General features: G+C 73.5%; 19 protein-coding genes. 11 read left to right on the forward strand and 8 right to left on the reverse strand.

Translation table 11 applies throughout. The annotated features are described in order from the left end of the window. Nucleotides 1–263: 263 nt before the first annotated feature. The 3 genes from ACIA8L_RS05370 to ACIA8L_RS05380 all read left to right on the forward strand — a co-directional run bounded on the left by ACIA8L_RS05370 (nucleotide 264) and on the right by ACIA8L_RS05380 (nucleotide 5,231). On the forward strand, nucleotides 264–971 hold the full coding sequence (locus tag ACIA8L_RS05370; protein ID WP_395900644.1) for a DUF2306 domain-containing protein: 708 nt from the start codon (nucleotides 264–266) through the stop codon (nucleotides 969–971). A gap of 71 nt (nucleotides 972–1,042) precedes the next feature. After that, nucleotides 1,043–2,149, forward strand: a complete 1,107-nt coding sequence (locus tag ACIA8L_RS05375; RefSeq protein WP_395900646.1) for an FAD-dependent oxidoreductase — start codon at nucleotides 1,043–1,045, stop codon at nucleotides 2,147–2,149. A 13-nt stretch (nucleotides 2,150–2,162) separates the two neighbouring features. Then, on the forward strand, nucleotides 2,163–5,231 hold the full coding sequence (locus tag ACIA8L_RS05380; RefSeq protein WP_395900648.1) for a BTAD domain-containing putative transcriptional regulator: 3,069 nt from the start codon (nucleotides 2,163–2,165) through the stop codon (nucleotides 5,229–5,231). A 523-nt stretch (nucleotides 5,232–5,754) separates the two neighbouring features. Here the strand turns inward: ACIA8L_RS05380 and ACIA8L_RS05385 are convergent. Together ACIA8L_RS05385 and ACIA8L_RS05390 are read right to left on the reverse strand one after the other, a co-directional pair. Further along, nucleotides 5,755–6,993, reverse strand: a complete 1,239-nt coding sequence (locus tag ACIA8L_RS05385; protein WP_395900650.1) for an RNA polymerase sigma factor — start codon at nucleotides 6,991–6,993, stop codon at nucleotides 5,755–5,757. A gap of 9 nt (nucleotides 6,994–7,002) precedes the next feature. Continuing rightward, entirely contained in the window at nucleotides 7,003–7,356 is a 354-nt protein-coding gene (locus tag ACIA8L_RS05390) for a YciI family protein (protein ID WP_395900652.1), read from the reverse strand. 85 nt (nucleotides 7,357–7,441) lie between these two features. On the opposite strand from ACIA8L_RS05390, the gene ACIA8L_RS05395 reads away from it, so the two are divergent. Then, entirely contained in the window at nucleotides 7,442–8,527 is a 1,086-nt protein-coding gene (locus ACIA8L_RS05395) for a glycosyltransferase (protein ID WP_395900654.1), read from the forward strand. On the opposite strand, the gene pepN is transcribed toward ACIA8L_RS05395, so the two are convergent. Continuing rightward, complete coding sequence (pepN, locus tag ACIA8L_RS05400; protein ID WP_395900656.1) at nucleotides 8,524–10,932, reverse strand: aminopeptidase N; 2,409 nt, start codon at nucleotides 10,930–10,932, stop codon at nucleotides 8,524–8,526. The genes ACIA8L_RS05395 and pepN overlap by 4 nt on opposite strands. Before the next feature lie 162 nt (nucleotides 10,933–11,094). Here pepN and ACIA8L_RS05405 point away from each other — a divergent pair, with 162 nt between their 5' ends. Continuing rightward, nucleotides 11,095–11,451 carry a hypothetical protein gene (locus tag ACIA8L_RS05405; RefSeq protein ID WP_395900658.1) on the forward strand — a complete coding sequence of 119 codons (357 nt, stop codon included), beginning with the start codon at nucleotides 11,095–11,097 and terminating at the stop codon, nucleotides 11,449–11,451. A gap of 39 nt (nucleotides 11,452–11,490) precedes the next feature. On the opposite strand, the gene ACIA8L_RS05410 is transcribed toward ACIA8L_RS05405, so the two are convergent. Beyond that, nucleotides 11,491–12,348 (reverse strand): helix-turn-helix transcriptional regulator, encoded by an 858-nt coding sequence (locus ACIA8L_RS05410; RefSeq protein WP_395900660.1) that lies wholly within the window; start codon nucleotides 12,346–12,348, stop codon nucleotides 11,491–11,493. A gap of 86 nt (nucleotides 12,349–12,434) precedes the next feature. Here ACIA8L_RS05410 and ACIA8L_RS05415 point away from each other — a divergent pair, with 86 nt between their 5' ends. Next, nucleotides 12,435–13,217, forward strand: coding sequence for an SDR family NAD(P)-dependent oxidoreductase (locus ACIA8L_RS05415; protein WP_395900662.1), 783 nt, complete (start codon nucleotides 12,435–12,437; stop codon nucleotides 13,215–13,217). Here ACIA8L_RS05415 and ACIA8L_RS05420 read toward each other — a convergent pair. Beyond that, entirely contained in the window at nucleotides 13,214–14,185 is a 972-nt protein-coding gene (locus tag ACIA8L_RS05420) for a helix-turn-helix transcriptional regulator (RefSeq protein WP_395900664.1), read from the reverse strand. The two genes, ACIA8L_RS05415 and ACIA8L_RS05420, sit on opposite strands and share 4 nt — an antisense overlap. Before the next feature lie 62 nt (nucleotides 14,186–14,247). Here ACIA8L_RS05420 and ACIA8L_RS05425 point away from each other — a divergent pair, with 62 nt between their 5' ends. After that, nucleotides 14,248–15,267, forward strand: a complete 1,020-nt coding sequence (locus ACIA8L_RS05425) for an alpha/beta fold hydrolase (protein WP_395900666.1) — start codon at nucleotides 14,248–14,250, stop codon at nucleotides 15,265–15,267. Here the strand turns inward: ACIA8L_RS05425 and ACIA8L_RS05430 are convergent. After that, nucleotides 15,233–16,813, reverse strand: a complete 1,581-nt coding sequence (locus ACIA8L_RS05430) for an IPT/TIG domain-containing protein (RefSeq protein ID WP_395900668.1) — start codon at nucleotides 16,811–16,813, stop codon at nucleotides 15,233–15,235. The two genes, ACIA8L_RS05425 and ACIA8L_RS05430, sit on opposite strands and share 35 nt — an antisense overlap. Next, complete coding sequence (locus ACIA8L_RS05435; protein WP_395900670.1) at nucleotides 16,810–17,544, reverse strand: hypothetical protein; 735 nt, start codon at nucleotides 17,542–17,544, stop codon at nucleotides 16,810–16,812. The genes ACIA8L_RS05430 and ACIA8L_RS05435 overlap by 4 nt, the downstream gene beginning before the upstream one ends. A 190-nt stretch (nucleotides 17,545–17,734) precedes the next feature. Between ACIA8L_RS05435 and ACIA8L_RS05440 the strand changes: the two genes are divergently transcribed. Together ACIA8L_RS05440 and ACIA8L_RS05445 are read left to right on the forward strand one after the other, a co-directional pair. After that, nucleotides 17,735–18,331, forward strand: coding sequence for a hypothetical protein (locus tag ACIA8L_RS05440; RefSeq protein ID WP_395900672.1), 597 nt, complete (start codon nucleotides 17,735–17,737; stop codon nucleotides 18,329–18,331). A gap of 75 nt (nucleotides 18,332–18,406) precedes the next feature. Beyond that, a complete protein-coding gene (locus tag ACIA8L_RS05445; protein WP_395900674.1) occupies nucleotides 18,407–20,275 on the forward strand; it encodes a LamG-like jellyroll fold domain-containing protein in 1,869 nt (622 codons plus the stop codon). A gap of 76 nt (nucleotides 20,276–20,351) precedes the next feature. Here the strand turns inward: ACIA8L_RS05445 and ACIA8L_RS05450 are convergent, their stop codons facing one another. After that, entirely contained in the window at nucleotides 20,352–21,227 is an 876-nt protein-coding gene (locus tag ACIA8L_RS05450) for an N-acetylglucosamine kinase (protein ID WP_395900676.1), read from the reverse strand. Nucleotides 21,228–21,320: 93 nt separating this feature from the next. On the opposite strand from ACIA8L_RS05450, the gene ACIA8L_RS05455 reads away from it, so the two are divergent. Both ACIA8L_RS05455 and ACIA8L_RS05460 read left to right on the forward strand, forming a co-directional pair. Next, nucleotides 21,321–22,238, forward strand: a complete 918-nt coding sequence (locus ACIA8L_RS05455; RefSeq protein ID WP_395900678.1) for a MurR/RpiR family transcriptional regulator — start codon at nucleotides 21,321–21,323, stop codon at nucleotides 22,236–22,238. Nucleotides 22,239–22,240: 2 nt separating this feature from the next. Next, nucleotides 22,241–22,987 (forward strand): sugar isomerase domain-containing protein, encoded by a 747-nt coding sequence (locus tag ACIA8L_RS05460; RefSeq protein WP_395901738.1) that lies wholly within the window; start codon nucleotides 22,241–22,243, stop codon nucleotides 22,985–22,987. The last annotated feature ends 14 nt before the right edge of the window (nucleotides 22,988–23,001 follow it).

Here is a 23,001-nt window from a genome sequence, read left to right on the forward strand (position 1 = left end):
CTACGCCACCCGGCCGCGCTCTTCCTGGCGACCGATATGTCGGGCGCTTCGCGCCACGCTCCGCTCGACATATCGGATTTTTCGCCTGACGGGGTATTCGCGAAGATTGGCGACCGAGTGGATCTGTTGCCGGTGGCCGCAGTCGATCGGGGAGTCGACGATGCAACGCTCTGGTCCGACCGGTGAGTCGTTCTTTCGGCCAGGTTTGGAGCCGGTCCGCAGACGGATGATTCGGGGCGCGCCGAGCACCACCATCGGTAGCCATGACGACCGCGACCGCACCGCCGCAGCGCCGCCGCCGGCGCCGCGACTGGCCCATCATCACCGGCCTGATCCTGCTCGCCTTCGTGCCCTCGATCGCCGGGGCGTTCCGGGTCGCCCAGCTCACCGGGGGCGTCGAGCGCACCGCCGCCAACGCCCGGTTCGTCGACATGCCGGCGCCGGTGATCGTGCACATCTTCGGCGCGATCATCTATGCGATCCTCGGCGCCCTGCAGTTCGCACCGAACTTCCGGGCGCGCCACCGCCGGTTCCACCGGGTCAGCGGCCGGCTGGTCGCGGCGGCCGGGGTCGCCGTCGCCCTGTCCGGCCTGTGGATGACGACGTTCTACGACCTGCCGGCGAGCGACAACATCGTCGTCAACGTGACCCGGTACGGCATCGGCGTCTACATGCTCGCCGCGATCGCGCTCGGGTTCGTGGCCATCCGCCGCCGGGACTTCCACACCCACAAGGCGTGGATGATCCGGGCCTACGCGATCGCGATGGGCGCCGGCACGCAGGCCATCACCAGCATCCCGCTGCTGCCCGTCGACGTGCACAGCCCCGCCTACCCGGGCTGGCGGGCCGTGGCCATGCTCGCCGGCTGGGGCATCAACGCGCTCGTCGCCGAGATCATCATCCGCCGCTCAACCCCACGCCGCCGACCCGGCCGATCGCTCGCGCCCGATCCGCGACCCGCAACTCCGTGAAGGATGGCCCGGTCGGCGCGGTGTCGGTGGCGTATCGCCGCCGTGTCAGCGGGGGCGCGCAGCCTCGGAGCATGAGCACTCCAGTGACCATCATCGGGGCCGGTCTCGGCGGTCTCACCCTCGCGCGTGTCCTGCACGTCCACGGCATCCCGTCCGTCGTCTACGAGGCCGACGCCTCCGCGGCGGAGCGGCCGCAGGGCGGCATGCTCGACATCCACGACTACAACGGCCAGGCCGCCCTGGCCACGGCCGGCCTGACGGACGAGTTCCGGGCCATAGTCCTGCCGGGCCGCGAAGCCATGCGTGTCCTCGGCCGCGACGGCACCGTCCGCTTGGACAAGGCCGACGACGGCACCGGCGGGAGCCCGGAGGCCCAGCGGGGCGCGCTGCGGCAGCTGCTGCTCGACTCCCTCCCGGCCGGTACCGTCCAGTGGGGCCACAAGGTGCGCTCCGTCCGGGCCCTCGGCGACGGGCGCCACGAGGTCGCCTTCGCCGGCGGGACCTCGGTGGTCACGAGCCTGCTGGTCGGCGCGGACGGGGCCTGGTCGCGGGTACGTCCACTGCTGTCCGGCGCCGTCCCGCAGTACACCGGAAACGGGTCCTTCGAAACGTTCCTGTTCGATGCCGATCGGCGGCATCCGGCCACGGCCGCGGCGGTCGGCGGCGGGTCGCTGTTCGTGTTCGACGAGACGGCGGGCAAGGTGTTCCTCGCGCACCGGGAGAGCGACGGGAACCTGCACGCGTACCTGTGGCTGGTCCGGCCCCTCGACTGGTTCGCGACGGCCCGGCCCGCGGCCGAGGTCGACGGGTGGGCGCCGGAGCTGGCCGCCCTGATCACCGCCAGCGACACCGAGCCCGTCCACCGCCCGCACTACACGCTGCCGACGGACCACCGCTGGGACCGCGCCCCCGGCGTCACCCTGCTCGGCGACGCCGCCCACCTGCAGCCCCCCAACGGCGAGGGCGCGAACCTGGCCATGCAGGACGCCGCCGAGCTCGGCACGGCCATCGCCGCCCACCCCGGCGACGTCGAGGCGGCGCTGCACGAGTACGAGCGGGCCATGTTCCCCCGCAGTACCGCCGCCGCCACCGCGGGTCTGGAGATGCTCGACCTGCTCCTCGGCGACAACGGCGCCGACAACCTGATCAACGTGTTCGGCGGTGGCGTCCTGGCGTGAGCGATGATGGGGCGTGCGGATCACGACCCTCGGCCCCCTGGCGGTGGACGGCCGCCCGGTGCGGGGCGACCGGCTCGCCGCGGTGATCCGGGAGCTCGTCGACGCCCGCGGGCGCACCCTGTCCACCTGGGCCCTCGTCGACGCGGTCTGGCGGGGCGCGCCGCCCGACGACGCCCCCGGCGCGGTGCAGGCCCTCGTCTCCCGGGTGCGCCGGCTCGGCGTGCCGGTCCTGGCCGCGCCCGGCGGGTACCGGATCCCGGTCGACGGGGTCGAGATCGACGCGGTCACCGCCCGCGGGCTGGTCGAGCGGGGCCAGGCGGCGCTGCGGGCGGGCGACGCCGGCCGGGCGCGCGGCTCCGGCGACGCCGCGCGGGCCCTGTTCCCCGAGGTGCCGGAGCTGGGCGACACGGGCCGGGCGAGGCTCTTCAGCGACATCGTCGCCCTGCGCGCGGAGGCGGCCCTGGCCGGTGGCGGGCCGCACGACGAGGCCGACCTGCGCCGGCTCGCCACCCGGGTCCCGCCCGACGAGCCCGCCGCCGCGCTGCTCGTGCGGGTGCTGGCCGCCCAGGGCCGCGACGCCGAGGCCCTCGACCTGGTCGAGCGGGTGCGGGCGGAGCTGGCCGACCGGTACGGCGCCGACCCCGCGCCCGTGCTCGCCGCCGCCCACGTCGCGCTCCTGCGCGGCCAGCTGGCGGTGGTCCGCCCACCCCGGGCCGAGGGCCTCCCGGCCGGGTGGCGCCGGCCCGCGACCCCGCTCGTCGGCCGCGAGCCGGACCTGGCCGCCGTCCACCGGGCCCTCGGGGACGCGCCGGTCGTGACCGTCGTCGCGACCGGGGGCGCGGGCAAGACCCGGCTCGCCGCCGAGGTCGCCCGGGCCGTCGACGGCGCCCGCCCGGTCCGCGTCGTCGAACTGGCCGGGCTGCGCGCGCCGGCCGAGGTACGGCCCGCGGTCCTCGCCGCCCTGCCCGGCCTCGAACCCGGCGGGCTCCTGGCGTTCGACGGGCTGCTGGTGCTCGACAACTGCGAGCACGTCCTCGACGCCGCGGCCGCCGTCGTGACCGAGCTGCTGACCCTGGCCCCGCCCGGATTCGGCGCCCTCGCCACCAGCCGGGCGCCGCTGGGCCTGGCCGGCGAGGTCGTCCACCGGCTGCCGGCACTGCCCGACGCCGACGCCGTGGCTCTGCTCGAGGCCCGGGCCCGGGCCGGGGGAGCGGTCGCCGCGGGCCCGCCCGAGCGGACGCTGGAGCTCTGCCACCGGCTCGACAACCTGCCCCTCGCCCTCGAGCTCGCCGCCGCCCGCCTGCGCCACATGCCGATCGACGACGTCCTGGCCGGGCTCGCCGACCGGTTCGCGCTGCTCGACGACGCGCTGCGCGGCCTGCCCGACCGGCACGCGAGCCTGTGGGCGATGGTCGACTGGAGCCGCGAACTGCTCGACCCGGCCGAGCGGCAGGTCCTCGAACGGCTGGCCGTCATCCCGGCCCCGTTCACCGCCGAGCTGGCGGTCGCCACCGCCGGGCCCGCCGTCGCCAACGCCGCCGTCGCTCGCCGGGCCCTGGCCGTCCTGGTCGAGCAGTCGCTGCTGCGGCTCGAAGCGGGCGCGGACGCGCCCCGGTATCGGATGCTGGAGACCGTCCGCGAGTACGGCGAGGCCCGGCTGGCCGCCGCCGGCGACCGCGCGGCCGCCATGACCGGCCTGGTCGGCTGGGCCCGGGAGCGGGCGGTGGCCCTCGCCGCCGACTTCGTCGGCCCGAACCAGATCCCGGCTCTGGAGGCGTGCGCGGCCGACCAGGACAACCTCGCCGCCGCCCAGCACTGGGCCCAGGAGCACGCCGACGAGCCGGCCGTCGTCGATGTCGCTTTGGCGTTGTTCCAGCTGTGGACCGTACGAGGGCAGCATCTGGAAGCGAACGCGGCCGCCCGGACACTGTTGCACGCCGATGAACCGGCGGCCCGGCGCCGCTCTTCGATCCTGCACGGCGCCGCCGCCGGCCGCCCCCTCCCGCACGCCGACCGCCTGGCCCGGCTGTGCATCCTGATCTCCGTCAACGGCGGCAACGGCGGCTCGATGCGCCTCACCGCCCTGGCCCGCCGCGCCCTGCGCACCGTCCTGCGGGAGCGCCCCGCGGAGGTCTCACCCCGCAACACGGCCCTGGCCGCCGTCCTGCCGGGCCTGGAGCAGGCCGACCCCGACCGCAGCCGCGCCGACGCCGCGACCCTGATCGCCCACCCCGACCCGTACGTGCAGGGCATGGGCCACTTCATCCGCGCCGTCCTCGCCGACGACCCGCAGACCCAGCCGGTCGACGCCGAGCTGGCCTACCGCCGCTTCGAGACCGCCGGCGACCACTGGGCGATGGGCATGGCCGCCCACGCCGCCGGCCACACGACGAGCACCGGCGAATGGCTGCGCCGCAGCGAACGGCACCTGGACCTGGTCGGCGCCGCGCGGGACGCCCGCTCGACCCAGGTGCTGCTCGACACCCACCTGGCCCTGACCGGCGACCCGGACGCCGAGCGGCGCCTCCGGGAAACCACCACCACCGACGACGCGAATGTGGCCGCCCAGGCGCACCTGGGCCTGGCGGAACTGGCGTGGCAACGCCACGACCCCACCGAGACGTCGTCCCACGCGGACGCCATCCTCAGAACAACAGCCCTCGCCGGTACTGCCACAACCCCACAATCCCGAGCCGAACTCCGCATCGCGGCCGCCGTCATCCACCTCTGGACCGCCACCACCGACCCGCCCGCCGCCGCGAAAGCCACCAACGCCCTCCGCGACGCCCGCGACGACGTCCTCACCGCCCACGATCGCCCCCTCCTGGGCACCTGGGCCCTGGGCGGCGCCGAACTGGCCGCCTTCCGAGGCGACACCGCAACCGCCCGCGAACTGTGGTCCCTCGGCACCCGGGTCGGCGCCAACACCAGCCGCTTCGCCCCCGCCGGCCGCGGCGAACCCTTGACCGCCGCCCTGACCGACCACCAAACTCGAACCCGCCTCCTGACCCAAGCCGCCGCCACCCCCGGAACCGCCGCCTACACCCGCATCGCCACCCTGATGACCACCCTCCTCGGGTGACCCAGCGCATCCCCCGGCGGCGGAACCGTCGTCGGCCGCGGCGATCGTGGACGGGCCCCGCCACCGTTCGGCCCCGAACACCGCCGACAGCCCCACCGCCGACATCGACGAGCGGCCGGACAGCGCAACCGAGATCCTCGTCGCGCGTGCGCGGGAGCGTCCCAACCGGCCGCCGGTCGAACGTGCGAGATCAGCCGCGGTCAAGCCGGCGCCGACCCACCGACACCGAGCGCCGGCCCGAGCGCGTCGATGGCCGTCTCCACAACGCGCCTCGGTTTCCGCGGCCGAGCCTGTGCACTGCACGCAAGCGCCGTCAGGTCCGACCTGGACGAGTGCGCCACGCCTTTCGTCGCGGGGGTGTCGAGCGGTCCTGGGCCGGAAAGGAGGCGACCGCGGGAGACCTCCGGTGTGGGTGGGGTCGAGTGCGTCCGATCCGGGAACTGGTGCGCGGCGGCGACATCAGCGCCGCCGGTGTCCGGGCCGGCCGGTCGGCGCCGTGACCGTCAGCCGGGCGGTGGGGGCTTCAGTCGCAGGAGTCGGCCCGGGTCAGCAGGAGGGTGCGTTCGCGCTCGTTGCGGGTCATGGCGGCGGCCCGCTCGAACTCGGCCCTGGCTTCGTGGCGGCGGCCCAGGCGGAGGAGGAAGTCGGCGCGGACGGCCGGCAGCAGATGGTACCCCCGCAGCGTCTTGTCCTTGAGCAGTGGTTCCAGGAGGGCCAGGCCGGCCGCCGGGCCGTCGGCCATGGAGACGGCGACCGCGCGGTTCAGTTCGACGATCGGGGACGGCGTCAGCGACGCCAGCTGGGCGTAGCGGGCGGCGATGTCGGACCAGTCGGTTTCGGCGGCGGTGCGGGCGCGGGCGTGGCCGGCGGCGATCGCGGCCTGGAGGGTGTACGGGCCGCCGCCCAGCTCCTCGGCCTTCGCCAGGGCCTTCAGGGCGCGGGTGATCAGCAGGCGGTCCCAGCGGCGGCGGTCCTGGTCCAGGAGCATGATCGGTTCGCCGTCGGGGGCGGTGCGGGCGGCCGCGCGGGAGGCCTGGATCTCCAGCAGCGCGGTCAGGCCGTGGACTTCCGGTTCGGCCGGCATCAGGGCGGTCAGGACGCGGGCCAGGCGCATGGCCTCCTCGCACAGGGCCGGGCGCATCCAGTCGTCGCCGGCCGTCGCGGAGTACCCCTCGTTGAAAATCAGGTAGATGACCTCCAGGACGGAGGCCAGGCGCTCGGTGCGGGCTTCGCCGGTGGGCAGCTCGAAGGGGACCCCGGCGTCGGCCAGGGACTTCTTGGCCCGGCTGATGCGCTGGCCCACGGTGGCGTCGGGGACGAGGAACGCGCGGGCGATCTCGTCCGTGGACAGGCCGCCGAGCATGCGCAGGGTGAGCGCGACCCGGGCCTCCGGTTTCAGGACCGGGTGGCAGGCGGTGAAGATGAGCCGGAGCACGTCGTCCTCGATGGGCTCCGGCTCCAGTACCGAATCGAATTCCGGGTCTTCGAACCGCTCCTCGGTGGCCAGCGCCGGCAGATGCTTGCGCAGCACCTGCTGCCGCCGGATGGTGTCGATGGCCCGCCGCTTCGCGGTGGTCGTCAGCCAGGCCCCGGGGTTGCGCGGGACGCCCTCGGCCGGCCACTGTTCCAGGGCTGCGACCAGGGCGTCCTGCGCCAGTTCCTCGGCCAGTCCGACGTCGCCGACGAGCCGGGCGACGCCCGCGATGACGCGCGCCGCCTCGATCCGCCACACTGCCTCGACCGCGGCGTGCGCATCAGTCACGCATGCAATTTATTCGTACTCGGAGACCCGCCGCACCTCGATCTCGATGTCGTAGTCGAAGAGGTCCGCGAAGCGGGTCGCCCACTCGACGGCCTCGGCCTGGTCGCGCACCTGCACGATGCCGAACCCGCCGATGACCTCCTTGGCCTCGGCGAACGGCCCGTCGACGACCGTCGTCTCGCCGTCCTTCTTCGTGACCGTGGCGGCCCCGGCCGAGCTGGGCAGCAGCCCCTCGGCGGCCAGCAGGACCCCGGCCTTGTTGACCTCGTCCATGTACGCTGCGAACTTCGCGATGAACTCCGGCGTCGGCGTCCAGTGCACGGGGTTCGAGTCGTTCAGCTTGTGCATCATCATGTAGCGCATCGCGGGGTTCCTCCTCGGTGAGTGCCTTCACTATCGCGTCGAGCGAGCCTCGGCGTCTTCGACACACTCGTTGGAGATTTTTTCCATGCGCCTCCTGTTCGCCTTCGCCGGTGGCCGCGGCCACCTCAACCCGCTGCTCCCGCTGGCCGAGGCCGCGACCGCGCGCGGCCACGCGGTGGCGTTCACCGGCCGCCCCGGTGGCCTCCCGCCCGGCTACCCGGGCTTCCCCGCGGGCGCCGACGACCCGGGTGAGCGCCGCCCGCTGCAGCGCCTCGACCGGGCCCGCGAGGAGCACGACTTCCTGCACGGCTTCGGCGGCTGGATCGCCCGCGAACGCGCCGCGACGACGCGCACCGCCGCCGTCGAGTGGCGCCCCGACCTGATCGTGTGCGACGAGGCCGACTTCGGCAGCATGATCGCCGCGGAGTCCTTCGGGATTCCGCACGTCTCGGTTGTGGTGCTGGCCGCCGGTACCTTCGGAAGGCCTTCTGGTCTGTCATCGCTGCTGGACGAGACCCGGGCCCAGCACGGCCTGCCCGCCGACCCCAAGCTGGAGATGCTCGACCGGCACCTGGTCATCTCCCCGGTGCCGCCGACGTTCCGCCCGGCCGCGTCCCACATGCGCCCGATGGAGCTGACGCCGCCCGCGCCGACCGACCCGCCCACGGTGTACTTCACCCTCGGCACCATCTTCAACACGGAATCCGGCGACCTCTTCACCCGCTTCCTGACCGGCTTCAGCCGCCTGCCGATCCAGCTCGTCGTGACCGTCGGCGCCGCGATCGACCCGGCCGAGCTGGGCCCGCAGCCGCCGCACGTCCACGTGGAGCGGTACGTCCCCCAGGCCGCGGTCCTGCCCCGCTGCTCCGCCGTCGTCACCCACGGCGGCTCCGGCACGCTCGTCGGCGCCCTGGCCCACGGCCTGCCCCTGGTGGTGGTGCCGATGGGCGCCGACCAGCCGGCCAACGCCGACCGGGTCGCCGAGCTCGGCCTGGGCCTCGTCCTCGACGCCGTCGACGCCACCCCGGCCGACGCGGCCGCGGCCCTGCACACGGTCCTCACCGACCCGGCGTACACGACGAGGGCCGCGGCGCTGCGCGCGGAGACCGAGTCGATGCCCGCCCCCGACGAGGTCGTCGCCCGCCTCGAAACCCTGGTCCGCGGAGCCTAGGTCCAGCGGCGCAGTTCGTCGGCGCCGTCGGCGATCTCGCGGCGCAGCAGCGGGTCGAGGTCGGTGCGGCGGAGCATCGCGTCGGCCGGGGCGAGGGCGGCCGGGCTGTAGACCGGGAACGCGAACCGCACCACCTTCAGCGCGGCCAGGGGGTAGCGGCGCTCGAGCATCGCGGGGACGTCGGTGAAGTAGCGCTCGGCGTAGCCGGCGGTCAGCGCCTCCTGCCCGGCCTGCCAGAACGTCTCCGCGTTGGCCGTCGCCAGCCGCGGGTTGGGGTCGTGGACGAGGGCCTCCCACGCGACCGCCTTCGCCTCGGCGGTCGGGAGGGCGGCGCGGCAGGCGGCCGCGCGTTCCAGGCCCTTCGCGCTCGGGTCGCGGCGCTCCTCGGCGGCGATCTCGGCCGGGTCGGCGGAGCCGAGGGCGGACAGCCGCAGCAGCAGCGACCAGCGCAGGTCGGCGTCGATCACGAGGCCTTCCGGGGCGTCCCCCGAAAGCCACAGACGCAGCAGTGGTACTCCCGCCACGCCCGCGAGTGCGCGAGCCGTCGCGAGCTGGCGGCCCGAGCCGGGTGCGGCGGCACCGAGGGCGGCCGCGCACACCTCCTCCAAGGGGTCGAACGGGATCAGGCCGCGCCGGGCCAGCGACTCCCGCGCGAACGTCAGGACCTCCTCGAAGATGCCCTCGTGGCGCTCGGCGGGCAGCGCGGCGACGAGCAGCGTGAGGAACTCCGACGGCGGGATCGCGGCCCCGTCACGGACGGCGTCGATGACGGCGGTCCAGATGACGGCCCGGGCGAGCGGGTCGTCGAGGTCGGGCAGGACGGCGGGCAGGGCGGCCCGGCTGAACGGGTCGAAGCGGATCTTCGCGTAGGTGTCGTCGGCGTCGTTGAGCAGCACCACCGTGCCGGTCGGGGCGGCGGCGATGCCGGGGACCGCCGTCGTGCCGGCGTCGATGGTGAACGGCACGCGCAGTACCGAACCGTCGGAATTGAACGCCGAAACCGTCAACCGGTGCGGGCGCAGGGGCCGGCCCGACTGCTCGACCGTGAGCCCCTCGGCGGCCCCGCGCGACGGCAGCGGCCGCAGCGTGTTGGCCCCGGTGCTGCGCAGCCACAGCTCGGCCCAGCCGGTCAGGTCGCGGCCGGCCGCGTCGCCGATGACGGCGAGGAAATCGGCGAGGGCGGCATTGCCGAAGCGATACCGGTGGAAATACTCCCGGAGCCCGTCGAGAAAGACCGGATCCCCCAGGTGTACCGCGAGCTGCCGCAGTGCCGCGGCGCCCTTGGCATAGGAGATGCCGTCGAAGTTCTGGAACGCGACCGCGGTGTCGGCGACGTCCTCCGGCGCGATCGGATGCGTCGACGGCCGCTGGTCGGCGAGGTAGCCCCAGCGTTCCCGCCAGATCGCGAAATCGGCGGCCGCGTCCGGGTGCCGGCCCGTCTCCCCGGCGACCCGCCAGCCCATCAGCTCGGCGAACGCCTCATTGAGCCAGACGTCATCCCACCACCGCAGCGTGACGAGATTGCCGAACCACATGTGCGCCAGCTCGTGCGCCATCACCACGAACCGCCGGTGCCGGTCGCTGTCGGTGGCCCCCGCGCGGAACAGGAACTCCTCGCGGTAGTTCACCAGGGCCGGGTTCTCGACCGCGCCGCCGGAGAACTCTGGGACGAACGCCTGGTCGTACTTGCCGAACGGGTACCGCACCCCGAACAGCTCGTGATACCGGTCGAACGCGGCCGCGGTGGCGGCGAACAGCTCCTCGGCGTCGGCGTCGAGCCCGGCCGCGAGCGTCCGCCGGCACAACAACGCCATCGGAATCCCGTCGTGCTCGCGCTCGACGATGTGCCAGGGCCCGGCGATGAAACTGAACAGATACGTCGACAGCGGCGGCGTAGGGGCGAACTCCCACCGCCCCTCCTCCTGCCGCGCGACCGCCGAGTTCCCCCGCACCGTCCACCCCACCGGCGCGAGCACGGTGAGCGTCATCGGCGCTTTCAGGTCCGGCTGGTCGAAGCAGACGAACATCCGCTGCGCGTCGTCGAGCGGCGCCTGCCCATAGAGGTACGTCTCCCCGTCCTCGGGATCGACGAACCGCAGAATTCCTTCCCCACTAGGCGAGTACCGCGAGGTGAACGACGCCTCGAGCCGATTCGACGCCGCGAGCCCTTCGAGCACAACCCGCCCGTCAACGACGGGGACTTCAACGCCATTGAGCGTCACGTGTACGTCCTGAGCCCCTTTGACCTCAGCAAAGCTAGCCGCACCAGGCTCAGCACACGCGAACTCCACCACGCTCCGCGAACGAAACGACTCAGCCGCGGTGAGATCCAGCTCGATACCGTACGAGCGCACGCTCACCAGCCGCGCACGCTCCACCGCCTCCCGGCGAGTCAGACTCGACATGATCGAAACGCTACCCGCCACCCCCACCCCACCGCCCGCGCCCCCGCGACGATCGGCGGATTCCAGGGTGGCCAGGGCGGGCTCAGCATCTGTGGATGCCGTTGTATTCGCGGCCCGGCGGGGCGGCGGGGCGGCGGGTCGACGATCGCCTCCTCCGCCGCCGTGCCCGCGACCGCGGCGACCCCGGTGCCGGCACTGATCGTGCGGACGTCCGCGGCATCGGAGTCCACCGCGTGGAAGCAGCAGGTCCACGACGCCTGTGCCGCCGTGGTACACGAGCCGCTCGCAGCCGGCCCGGTGGCGCTGCGCGTGCACTGCACGGTCGCGCGGCGGCGGAACTGGGCGGCGTTGTGGAAGCCGGCCATCGACGCGCTCGGACCGGTGCTCGGGGTCCGGGACGCGCGGCGGCCGTTCCAGCCCGACGACGACCGGATCGTGGACCTCGAACCGCACCGGACCGTCGACGACTCGGTCGGTGACGCGGTGGTCATCGAACACTGGTGGTCGACGCCGGCCTGAGCTCCGGCTGCTACCGCCCCTGCTGCACGGCGGCCTCGGTCAGTGTGGGTCGCGTGCGGGCGCGTAGTCGGCGCCGATCACGGTGAGCAGGGCCAGCGCCTGCGCGTCGTGTGAGCCCGGGGGTGCGCTGTACAGCACGAGGTGCTGGTCGCTGTCGTCGAGGGTGAGCCCGTCGCAGTTGACGGTGATCTCGCCGACGACCGGATGGTGGAAGGTCTTGGTGAGCATCGGCGCGGTCTGCACGTCGTGGCGGTCCCACAACCGCGCGAACTCGCGGCTGTCCCGGCGCAGGTCGTCGACCAGTTCGGTCACCGCGGGGTCACGGGGGTAGCGCGCTGCGGTGGCGCGCAGCTTCCGCACGACGTGGTGGCGGAACTCGGTGGCGTCGGAGATCCCGTACAGCGGCATGTCGTCGTGCGGCGATTCGCGGAACGCCCGGCGGGCGAGGTTGCGGTCGCGGACGCTGAGCGGGCCGAAGTCCTCCATCAGCGCGGCCGCCAGATCGTTCCAGGCGAGCACCTCGAACATCGCGGAGGTCACGAAGGCGGCGGTCTGCGGCAGCCGGTCGAGCAGGGCGAGAATGCTCGGGCGCACCTCGCGGCGGTGCCGGCCGCCCCGGGCGGGTGCGGTGCCGGCGAGCACGTGCAGATGGCCGGACTCGGCGTCGGTGAGCCGCAGCGCGCCGGCGACGGCGGCCAGGACCTCGGCCGACGGGCGGGGCGCCCGGCCCTGTTCGAGGCGCAGATAGTACTCGGTGGAGATGTGGGCGAGGACCGCGACCTCCTCGCGGCGCAGGCCCGGTGTCCGCCGCCGCGGCCCGGCGGGCAGGCCCACGTCGAGCGGGTGGAGCCGCTCGCGGCGGCTGCGGAGGAACGCCCCGAGCTCCTGCTTGTCCATGCCTGCCAGTCTGCCCGCTCGTGCCCCGGTCATCCTGGTACCAGCTGTACCTGCATGCGGTGGCGGTACCGAGCCAGGCTGACCGCATGACCAATGACATCGTGTCGACCCCGATCGGCCTGCTGAACGGCAAGGTCGTGCTCATCACCGGCGCGAGCCGCGGCATCGGTGCGGCCGCGGCCCGGCTGTTCGCCCAGGAGGGTGCGGCGGTCGTGCTCGCCGCGCGTGGCCTCGACGCCCTCAACGGCCTTGTCGAGCAGATCCGCGCCGGGGGCGGCGTGGCCGACGCGGTCGCGCTGGACCTCGCCGACCGCGCGAGCATCCGCGCCGGCGTCGAGCGGGTGGCCGAGCTGCACGGCCGGCTCGACGGAGCATTCAACAACGGTGCGGTGGTCCAGCGTCCCGGGCCGCTCGACGCGACAAGCGACGAAGACGTCGACCGGCAGTTCGCGGTGAACTTCCGCGGGCACTGGACGGCGATGAACGCGGAGTTCGCGCTGATGACCCGCCACGGCGGCGGCGCGATCGTGAACACGTCGAGCATCGGCAGCCGCCGCGCGAATCCGCAGCTGCCGGCGTACGGGGCGATGAAGCGCGCCTTGAACAGCCTCACCGAGACCGCCGCCGTGACCTGGGCGCGGCAAGGGGTACGGGTCAACGGCATCACACCGGGTGGCACCGCCACCGCGATGATCGAGGAGTGGGAGGCGGCGTCCCCCGGCGTGAAGGACCGGATCAACGCGTCGGTGCCCCTGGGCCGTATGGCCGAGCCGCGTGAGGTCGCCGAGGTGGCCGCTTGGCTGCTCAGCGACCGGGCCGCGATGGTGACCGGCGCGATCGTGCCGGTCGACGGGGGCGCCGGCGCCTAGCAGGGCGATCGCGGCCGGTCCGGGCCGTATCGTTTGGCGAGCGTGTTGCCGATCGCGGCCAGCTGGTCGCGCACCCCCGCGGGTCCGGCCACCTCGAGGTAGTCGACGAGCCCGGCCAGCTCGCCCGCGAGGATGCGTTCGTCGGTGCCGCGGATCACGACCTCGATGCGGCCGTCGGCCGTGGCCCCTCCCACTTCGAGTCGAGGACCGAACGCCATGCGGAGCACGGCTATCGCGTGGGGCGCGCACATCGCCCGGGCTTCGAGGGGGGTTCGCCGGCGTTCGACCTCGTCGGCGATCTCGCGCCAGCTCTGGGCGAGGTCGAAGTCCGCGGGGCGGTGCACGGGATCGGCGGTCGGGCCGACCGACGACACGCGGTCGATCCGGAAGGTCCGCCGGCCGGTTCCGGTGCCGGCGACGAGGTACCACGACGGGCCTTTGGCGACGATGCCCAGCGGGTGGACGGTTCGCTCGGTTTCGGTGCGTTCGCGGTCGACGTAGCCGAGCCGGACCTGGACGCCGCGGATCACCGCGTCCTGGAGCTCGTCGAGGAAGCGCGGCGGCCGGGGCTCGACCCGGCTCGCCCCCCATCGTTGCGGGTCCGTGACGAGCGACGACGCCGCCGCCTCGGCCTGCACCCGGAACGGCTCCGGCAGGGCGTGGACGAGCTTGCGCAGCGCCGCTCGCACGGCCGGCGTGACCGCCGCAGCCGGCCCGGCGACCAGGAACAGCGCGCGGGCCTCACCCGCGGTCAACCCGGACAGGTCGGTGCGGGCGCCGCCCACGAGGCGCCAGCCGCCGCCCCGGCCCCGCACGGAGTACACCGGCACGCCGGCCATGCCCAGGGCGTCGAGGTCGCGGCGGGCGGTGCGCTCGGAGATCTCCAGCTCCCGGGCGACCTCCGCGGCGGTCACCCGCTCGCGGTGTTGCAGCAGCAGGAGGACGGCCATCAACCGGTCAGCTCGCATCCGGCAACACTGTCACCGAAACCGGTCAGGAGGTGGCCGGTATCGCTCGGCACGATGCCGGCATGACAATCGACTTTCCGGAGCCCACCCGCATTTCGGTCAACGGTGTGGAACTCGAGGTCTTCGAAGCCGGCCGGCGCAACGCGGGCAACCCCATCGTGCTCTGTCACGGCTGGCCGGAGCACGCTTTTTCGTGGCGCTATCAGGTGCCGGCCCTCGCGGCGGCGGGCTACCACGTCATCGTCCCGAACCAGCGGGGGTACGGCAATTCGTCCCGCCCCACCGAAGTGACGGACTACGACATCGAGCACCTGTCGGGTGACCTGGTCGCCCTCCTCGATCACTACGGCTACGAAGACGCCACCTTCGTCGGCCACGACTGGGGCGCGTTCGTCGTCTGGGGCCTGACCCTGCTGCACCCGGACCGGGTCAACGGCGTGGTCGCGCTGAGCCTGCCCTACCAGGAGCGCGGGGAGCGGCCCTGGATCGAGGTCATGGAGGCCGTGCTCGGCGCCGACTTCTACTTCGTGCACTTCAACCGGCGGCCGGGCGTCGCCGACGCGGTGTTCGCGGAGCACACGTCGCGGTTCCTCCGGAACCTGTACCGGAAGAACGTGCCCCTCGCCGAGCCGCGGCCGGGCAATGCGTTGATCAACCTGGCCAGAGCGGAGACCCCGCTCGGTGAGCCCGTCATGAGCGACAGCGAACTGGCGGTCTTCGTCTCCGCCTTCGAGTCGACCGGGTTCACGGGCGGTATCAACTGGTACCGGAACCTGGATCGCAACTGGCGCCGGCTGGCGGACGTCGACCCGATCATCCGGCAACCCGCGCTCATGATCTACGGCGACCGCGACACGGTCGCGAAGGCGGCGAGACTGACGCAGTTCGTGCCGAAGGCGGAGGTGATCAGTCTGGACTGCGGTCACTGGATCCAGCAGGAGCGGCCGGAGGAGACGACCGAGGCGATCCTGCGGTGGCTGTCCGCCCGGCCGGCGGGTCGTGCGGGCGGTCCACGGCCGGACCGCCCGCACGATGAACCGAGGCGCTTCAGGCCCGGCGGCGGCGCGGCCGGCCGAGGGTGATGAGCGCGGAGCCGGCCGGAATCAGCGCCACGCCGGTCGTGACGAGCGCGAGCACGTTTAACCCGGTGACGGCCAGGGTCGCACCCCCGACGACCGCGGTGTAGCTCGCCTCGGCGGCCTGGCCGTAGGCGTCGACGACGACGTACCGCACCGCTGTGGCGCGGCCGGAGAAGCTCGCCTCCGGCACGAAGGTTATCGTGCCGGTGTTCGGTTGCAGGACGTACACACCCTGCCGCGCGATGCTGACCAGGGTGGCGGCGTGGCCGCGGGCGTCGACCAGGTGGATGGAGCCGCCTTCGGGCACCGGCACGCTGGTCGTCTGCGTGCCGTCGACGCCGCCGGTGGTCGTCTTCGACGGCGGGGCGGGCGGGGCGGGGATGGACACGGCGGGGGTGTAGGTGGCGGTGTCGGTCTGGCCGTAGGCGTCGGTCACCGTGTAGTTGATCGGCGGGAGCATGCCGTGGAAGCCGAGGACCGGTGTGAACGTGACGACCGCGGTGCCGGCCTGGTCCGACGGGTTGGGCAGGGCCACCGTTGCCACCGACAGAGCCTGGCTCTGACTGAGGCTGAGCGTGTAGGTGCCTTTCTGCGGGATCAGGAGCGAGGTGGTCGGGTTGCCGTTCTCGTCGAGCAGCGCGATGTTGCCTTTCGGCGGCACCGGCAGGGTCGCCGTCTGCGGTGCCGTGCCGACGCCGCTGGTAGTGCGGTCCGGCGCCGTGGGCGGCGGCGGAACGGTCACGCTCGGCGTGTAGACGGCGCTGCCGGACTGGCCGTACGCGTCGGTGACCCGGTAGTGCACCGGCTGCGCCGTACCGTGGAAGCCCGCGACGGCGGTGAACGTGACGGCGCCCGTCTGCGGGTCGAGGGTGTAGGTGCCCTCCTGGGCGTCCACCGTCACGGTCGTGGCCGGGGAACCGTTGCTGAGCAGGGTGACGGTCCCTCCGTCCGGCACGTCGAGGGTGACGCTCTGCGGGTCGGTGCCGGCGCCGGTGCTGGTCCTGGCCGACGGTGCGGGCGCCGCCACGTAGGTGTGCGCACCGGCGAGCGTTCCGGCCCCGCCGGGCGTCGTCACCTGGACCGCCGCGGCGCCCGCGCTCGACGCGGACGGCAGCACACAGGTGATCTGGGTGGCGCTGTCCACTGTGTACGACGTGCAGGCGGTCCCGCCGACCGTCACGGCCGTCGCGCCGGTGAGGCCGGTGCCGGTGATGACGAGGTTGCCGCCGCCCGCCTGCGGGCCGGACGTGGCCGCGACCGACGTGAGCGTGGGTGCCGACGGGATCAGGTCGAACGTCAGGACCACCTGGCCCGTGCCGCCGTCACCGGCGGGAATGGGCGCGAAGTTCGGAATGCCGGCACCGCCGGCGCCGGCGCTCGTGCTCGACAGGGCCGTGCTCGCGTTGCTGACGAGGGCATTGTTGACGTAGGAGGAGCCGCCGCCGCCACCGCCGTTCACCCACTGGATGCTGCTGACCCACCCGACGGCGCCGCCCGCGCCGCCGCCGTACCCGCCGCCGCCGTTACCGCCGCGGCGGTAGCCACTCATCGACGCCCGGCACCGCCCGCGGCGATCGTGCCCGAACCGGGCACCCGGCTGTCGCCGGCGGTGCTGCTGGCCCCGCCGAGGTTGCCCGAGCCGGTGGCCGCGGCGCCGCCGGCGCCGGACGGATCACCGGGCGGGCCGCCCTGCGCCATGTAGTACCCGGGGTAGCCGGAGTCGGCACCGGCGGCACCGGCGTTGCCGCCGCCGCCGTTGACCGTGCCGTTGATGTCCCGGCCCCCGGCGCCGCCACCGCCGCCGGCGACGATGACGTCGGCGAGGAGCGTGTTGCCGGCGTCGTAGGCGAAGATGCCGGAGCCGTCGCCGCCACCACCGGGGCCGGTCGTGTTGAACGGGGAGGGGACACCGGCGACGCCACCGGCGCCGACGATGACCTTGAGGTAGCCGGTGTTCGCGGGCGGGGTGACGTCGCCGGTGACGACGGCGCCCTTGCCGCCGGCGGACCAGAAGGTGTTCGACTTGCTGCCGCCGCCGCCCGCGCCGGTGACCGCCACGTGCACGGTCGGGAGCACGCCGGCCGGAATCGAGATCTGGTCACTGCCGGCCGCACTGCACACGACCTGGATCGTGGTCGAGCCGGTGGTGGTGACGCAGCCGGCCGCCGCGTATGCGGGCGTCCCGGACACGGCGGCGTGGCCGAGCGACAGCAGGGCCGCGCTCACGGCGGCGCCGGCCAGCCGGCGGGTCTGGTGTCTGGACAGGGGAAACGTGCGCATGGTGCTCCCAATTACGGCGACTGAGGGCGACACACCTCCCCATGGCCGCATCCGGAGTCTTCCACACAGCATCTGACAAATGTGACGCTTTGCCATCGCATGGGCACTGAACGTGATGTACGGGACGGGCGAATTCTCGGGTTCGGGTGGGTGTCAGCGGAGCTTCAACTCGCGCCGGTAGCTTCGCGGCGTGAACCACGTCGATGGGTACTGCGAGCGCGTCGGGCCGGCGCTCTGGGCGGAGCCGCTCAACGCGGTGTCCAACGTGGCGTTCCTCGTCGCCTGCGCGGTGTTGCTCATCCGGTCGCGGCACAGGACGCTGCCCATCCTGCTGGGGGTCGTCGGGCTCTGCAGCCTGTCGTTCCACACCTACGCGGTCGGGGTGACGGCGGCGCTCGACTCGTTGTCGATCCTCGTGTTCGTGCTGGTGGCGGTCGTGGCGTTGACGCGGTACGGGCTTGGGGTGCGGGCCGGGCTCGCCTGGATCGCAGCACCGGCGTTCGTGGTGTTCGCCGTGTTCGTGGACGTTCTGCTGGCGCTCGCCGGGCGGCAGTACACCCTGGGAGGTTATCTTCCGGCGGCGCTCGCACTGGCCGGGTTTGCGGTCGCCCTGCGGTCGCGGGGCCTCGGGGTGGCCACCGGCGTGTTCGCGGTGTCGCTCACGCTTCGCACCCTTGACGGGCCGCTCTGTCATGCCGTGCCGGTGGGGCTGCACTGGGGGTGGCACTGCCTCAACGCTGTGGTGCTGTACCTCGTCGCCCGGGACGTCGACCGGCGGATTCGGTAAAGGTTTTTATCGAGCGGCGTCGCTCGTTCGGCTGGGCGGCACCTGGGCGTCAGGTCCGGGGCCGAGGGTCCGGGCATGACTGCAGTCGATAATTCCGGGCCGGTCGGGCGGCGCTCGCTGCTGCGGGCCGCGGTGGCGGTGCCGGCGGCCGGGGCCGTGCTCGCCGCGACGGCCGAGACCGCTTCCGCCGCCGAGTCGCAGGGGGGCGGCAAGTCCGACGGCTCCGTCCCGCGCTTCGCCCTGGCGGTGCTGCCGGACACGCAGTACCTGTTCGACGAGGACAGTTCGCGGCCGGAGCCGCTCAAGGAGACCTTCAAGTATCTGCTCAGCCGCGAGCGGACCGACTCGAACATCGTGTTCATGGCCCACCTCGGCGACGTGACCGAGCACGGCAGCGAGCACGAGATCGGGCTCGCCTCCGACACGTTCCAGGACCTCGACGGCCGGCTGCCCTACAGCGTCCTGGCCGGCAACCACGACATCAACGGCGGCACCGACGACCAGCGCGGCGACTCCGCCTACCGGCGGGCGTTCGGCGCGGCGTCGCCACGGTTCACGCAGATGCCGACGTTCGGCGGGGCCTCGCCGGACGGGTACAACTCCTTCCACATTCTGACCGCGGCCGACCGGCAGTGGATCGTCCTGGCCCTGGACTGGCGGGTCTCGGCCAAGGGCCTGGCCTGGGCGCAGGGCGTGCTCGACGCGCACCGGACGCTGCCGGTCATCCTCACCACGCACGAGCTGGCCTGGTCCGAGGACAGCGGTCAGGCGCACCTGTCCGACTACGGCCAGCGGCTGTGGGACACCTTCATCAAGCGCAATGACCAGATCTTCCTGACCCTCAACGGCCACTTCTGGCCGCCCGGCCGGACCGTGCTGCGCAACGACGCCGGCCACGACGTGCACGTGCACATCACGAACTACCAGGACCGTTACTACGGCGGTGCCGGGATGATCCGCCTGTACCACTTCGACCTGGCCCGCGACGTCATCGACGTCGAGACGTTCTCGCCGTGGTTCCTCAACCACGACCCGCGCAAGCGCAACCGGCTCGAGGCCGAGACGATCGAGCTGACCGGCGATACCGACCGCTTCAGCCTGTCGATCGACTTCGCGGCCCGCTTCGCCGGCTTCGCCCCCGCCACCCCGCCGGGCCCCCGCCCGGCCTCCGCGGTCATCGGCCGCGACACCGCCGCCTACTGGCGCTTCGACGGCCTCGGCCGGCAGAACGGCGCCGCGGTCACCGACGGCACGGTGGTCAGGGACCTCACCGGCAAGGGCAACGACCTGGTCGTGCAGCGCCTGCACGCCAGCGCGGCCAGCGCCCTGGTCACGTCGGCCGAGCACCACGCCGGCGCCCCGGCCCACGCCAGCCTGCGCTTCGACGGCGGCAAGTCGCCGGACCGCGGCGCCATCCTGGAGGCCGTCCGGTCGGCGCCGATCAACAGCGACCGCTTCGAGCGCGGCTACACCATCGAGGCGTTCGTGAAGTTCCCCGCGCCGTTCGAGGGCGACCACGCCTGGATGGGCATCCTCAGCTGGGAGGGACGCAACGGCGACGCCGGCAAGACCAGCGGCTGGTCCCCGGAGGAGCCGACCTGCAGCCTCAACCTCTCCCCGGAGCGGTTCCTGCAGTTCGTGGTGTACCCGACCGACCGCGACGCCGACCCGACGTCCTGGAGCCACGCGCTGCCGGTGGGCCGCTGGATGCACCTGGCCGTCGTCAACGACGCCCGCAAGACGGTGGTGTACGTCGGCGGCTCGCCGATCGCCCGCAACCCCACCCAGCCGTCGAAGGGCATCACCACGTTCGGCAAGCCGTTCGTGCTCGGGGCGACCCAGTTCGCGGAGCAGTTCGGCCAGGGCTTCTACGGCTTCATCGGCGACGTCCGCATCACCGCGGCGGCCCTGCAGGCGCGGGACTTCCTGACGACCCGGTTCTGATCCCGGCGGATACCCCGTCGGGCGATAAGTCCGACATGTCGCGGCGCGCCAGCGCCCGACATGTCGGCGGCGGTCGTCAGCGAACGAGGCGCGCAGCCAGCCGCGCGGCGCCGAGCGCGGGGTCGGCCGCGGTGCCCACGGTGGTGCCGCGGCCGGCCAGCTGGGCCAGGACGGCGCGGCGGACCGGGGTGTCCGCGGTCAGCAGGCCGCCGCCCAGGACCACCGGGGCCCCGGGGGAGTCCAGCTCGTCGAGGGTCGCCACCAGCCTGGCCCCGGCCTCGGTGACGATGGTGGTCGCGTCGGGGTCCCCGGACTCGGCGAGTGCGCAGACGACCGGGGCCAGGGCGCCGAACGGGGGCAGCGCCTGCGCCCAGCGGACGAGCGCGTCCGGAGTCGCGGCCGCGGCGTGGGCGGCGACCCGGCGGGACAAGGGTGCTTCCCATTTTCGGGCCGCCAGTCGTACCGCCCGCAGGCCGAGCCACAAGCCGGAGCCCTCATCGCCCAGGAGCCAGCCCAGGCCGTCGGCGACGCGAACGACCTCGAGGCCGTCGACCAGGGCCGCGACCGCGCCCGTGCCGCTGATCAGGACGGCGCCGGCCGGCCAGTCGCCGCCCGCGGCGAACGCGGTCACCGCGTCGCCGACGATGCGCGGTTCGGTGGTCAGGCCCAGGTTCGCCCATTCGGCCTTGAACTCGGCGGCGATCGCGGGGTCGGCGAGGGCGCTGGCCCCGGCGACGCCGACCACCCCAGAGGTCACCGCCGCCGGGTCCGGCACCCCGGCCGCCCGTAACGCCGACCGCAGCGCCGACCCGATGGCGCGTACGGCCGCCGCCCCCGTCGCCGAGGGGTTCCCCGGGCCCGCGCGGCCGCGGCCGAGTTCGTGGCCGGCCTGGTCGAGGACCACGGCCTTCGATGCGGTCCCGCCCGCGTCCACTCCAACCACCACAGCCATGGCGTCGATGGAAACATAGAAAGTTCTTATTGACTAGAAGTTGAAGTGGTCGTAATTTTCATCGCCAAGGCAGAACGATGAAAAGGATGACCGGTGACGGGTGAGAGTGGCGGGCTGCTCGGGCGGCTCCGCATCGAGGGGCCGACCATGCCGGAGGCCCTGGCGAAGATCGCGGAGACGATCCTCGAGGATCCCGAGACGGCAGCGCACGCCAGCATCGTCGACCTGGCCGAGCGGTCGGGGACCTCGACGGCGACGGTCACGCGGTTCAGCCGGACGCTTGGCTTCAAAGGGTACGCCAACCTGCGGGTGGCCATCGCCACCGAGACCGGGCGGGCCGAGCAGGCCCGCTGGGAGACCGACATCAGCGGCGACATCGCACCCGGTGACCCGCTCGCCGACGTGCTCGGCGTGATCACCGCGGCCGACACCCGGGCGATCCAGACGACCGCGGCCGGGCTGGACGTCGCCGCGGCCGAGCGGGTCGCGGCGGCGATCGCCGGGGCCGGGCGCGTCGAGATCTTCGGGCTCGGATCCAGCGGTACCGCCGGAAGGGAAATGGCGTTTCGCCTCGAACGGATCCGGGTCCCGGTCTGGTATCGCTCCGACAGCCACACCGCGCTCACCAACGCGGCGCTGCTCGGGCCTGGCGACGTCGCGATCGGGCTGTCGCACTCCGGGCGCACCCGCGAGGTCATCGAGACGATGGCCGAGGCCGCCGACCACGGGGCGATGACGGTGGCGGTGACCTCCTACGGGCGCTCGCCGCTGGCCGAGGTCGCCGACGTCGTGTTCACCACCTCCGTCCACGAGACCACCTTCCGGGTGGCGGCCCTCTCCGCGCTGCACTCGCAGCTGCTGGTCCTGGACCTCATCTACGTCGCGGTGGCGCAGCGCACCTACGAGCGCACCGCCGAGGCCCTCGAGCTCACCGTGCGCGCCGTCGACGCGCACCGGGTGCCCGACACGAACAGCAACCGCAAGCGACCACGGAGGGAAAAGCCGCTGTGACCATCAGAAGTGCCGACTACGTCGAGGTGATCCGGGCCGCCATCGAGCGCGTCGGGACCACGCAGGGCGACCGGGTGGCGCACGCCGCCGACCTGATGACCGCGACGATCCAGGCGGGCGGGGTGATCCAGGCGTTCGGCTGCGGGCACTCCGAGGCGCTCGCCATGGAGATCGCGGGCCGGGCCGGCGGGCTCGTCCCGACCAACCGCATCGCCCTGCGCGACATCGTCCTCTACGGCGGCGAGCCGCAGAGCGCCCTGGCCGACCCGCAGCTGGAGCGCACCCCGGCCGTCGCGCACAAGCTCTACGACCTGGCCCCGGTCAAACCCGACGACACGTTCGTCATCGCCTCCAACTCCGGCGTCAACGGCGCCGTCGTGGAGATGGCGCAGCTGGTCAAGGACCGCGGCCACGCCCTCATCGCGATCACGTCGCTCGAGCACTCCGCGCGGGTCGACTCCCGGCACGCGAGCGGGCTCAAGCTCAGCGACCTCGCCGACGTGGTCCTGGACAACGGGGCCCCGTATGGCGACGCGTCGCTGCCGTTGCCGGGCGGCGGCGCCGTCGGTGCCGTCTCCTCGATCACGGCGGCGCTGCTGGCCCAGCAGATCGTCACCGAGGTGGTGGCCCGCCTGCTGGCCCTCGGCGTCACCCCGCCGATCTACCTGTCCGACAACGTGCCGGGCGGACGGGAGCACAACGCAGCACTTGAAGCGCGGTACGCCGGGCGCATCCGGCGTACCGCATAAAGGGAGAGCGAGCC

Origin of the sequence: Dactylosporangium sp. NPDC051541, assembly GCF_044454505.1 — a bacterium.
Taxonomy (GTDB): Bacteria; Actinomycetota; Actinomycetes; order Mycobacteriales; family Micromonosporaceae; genus Dactylosporangium.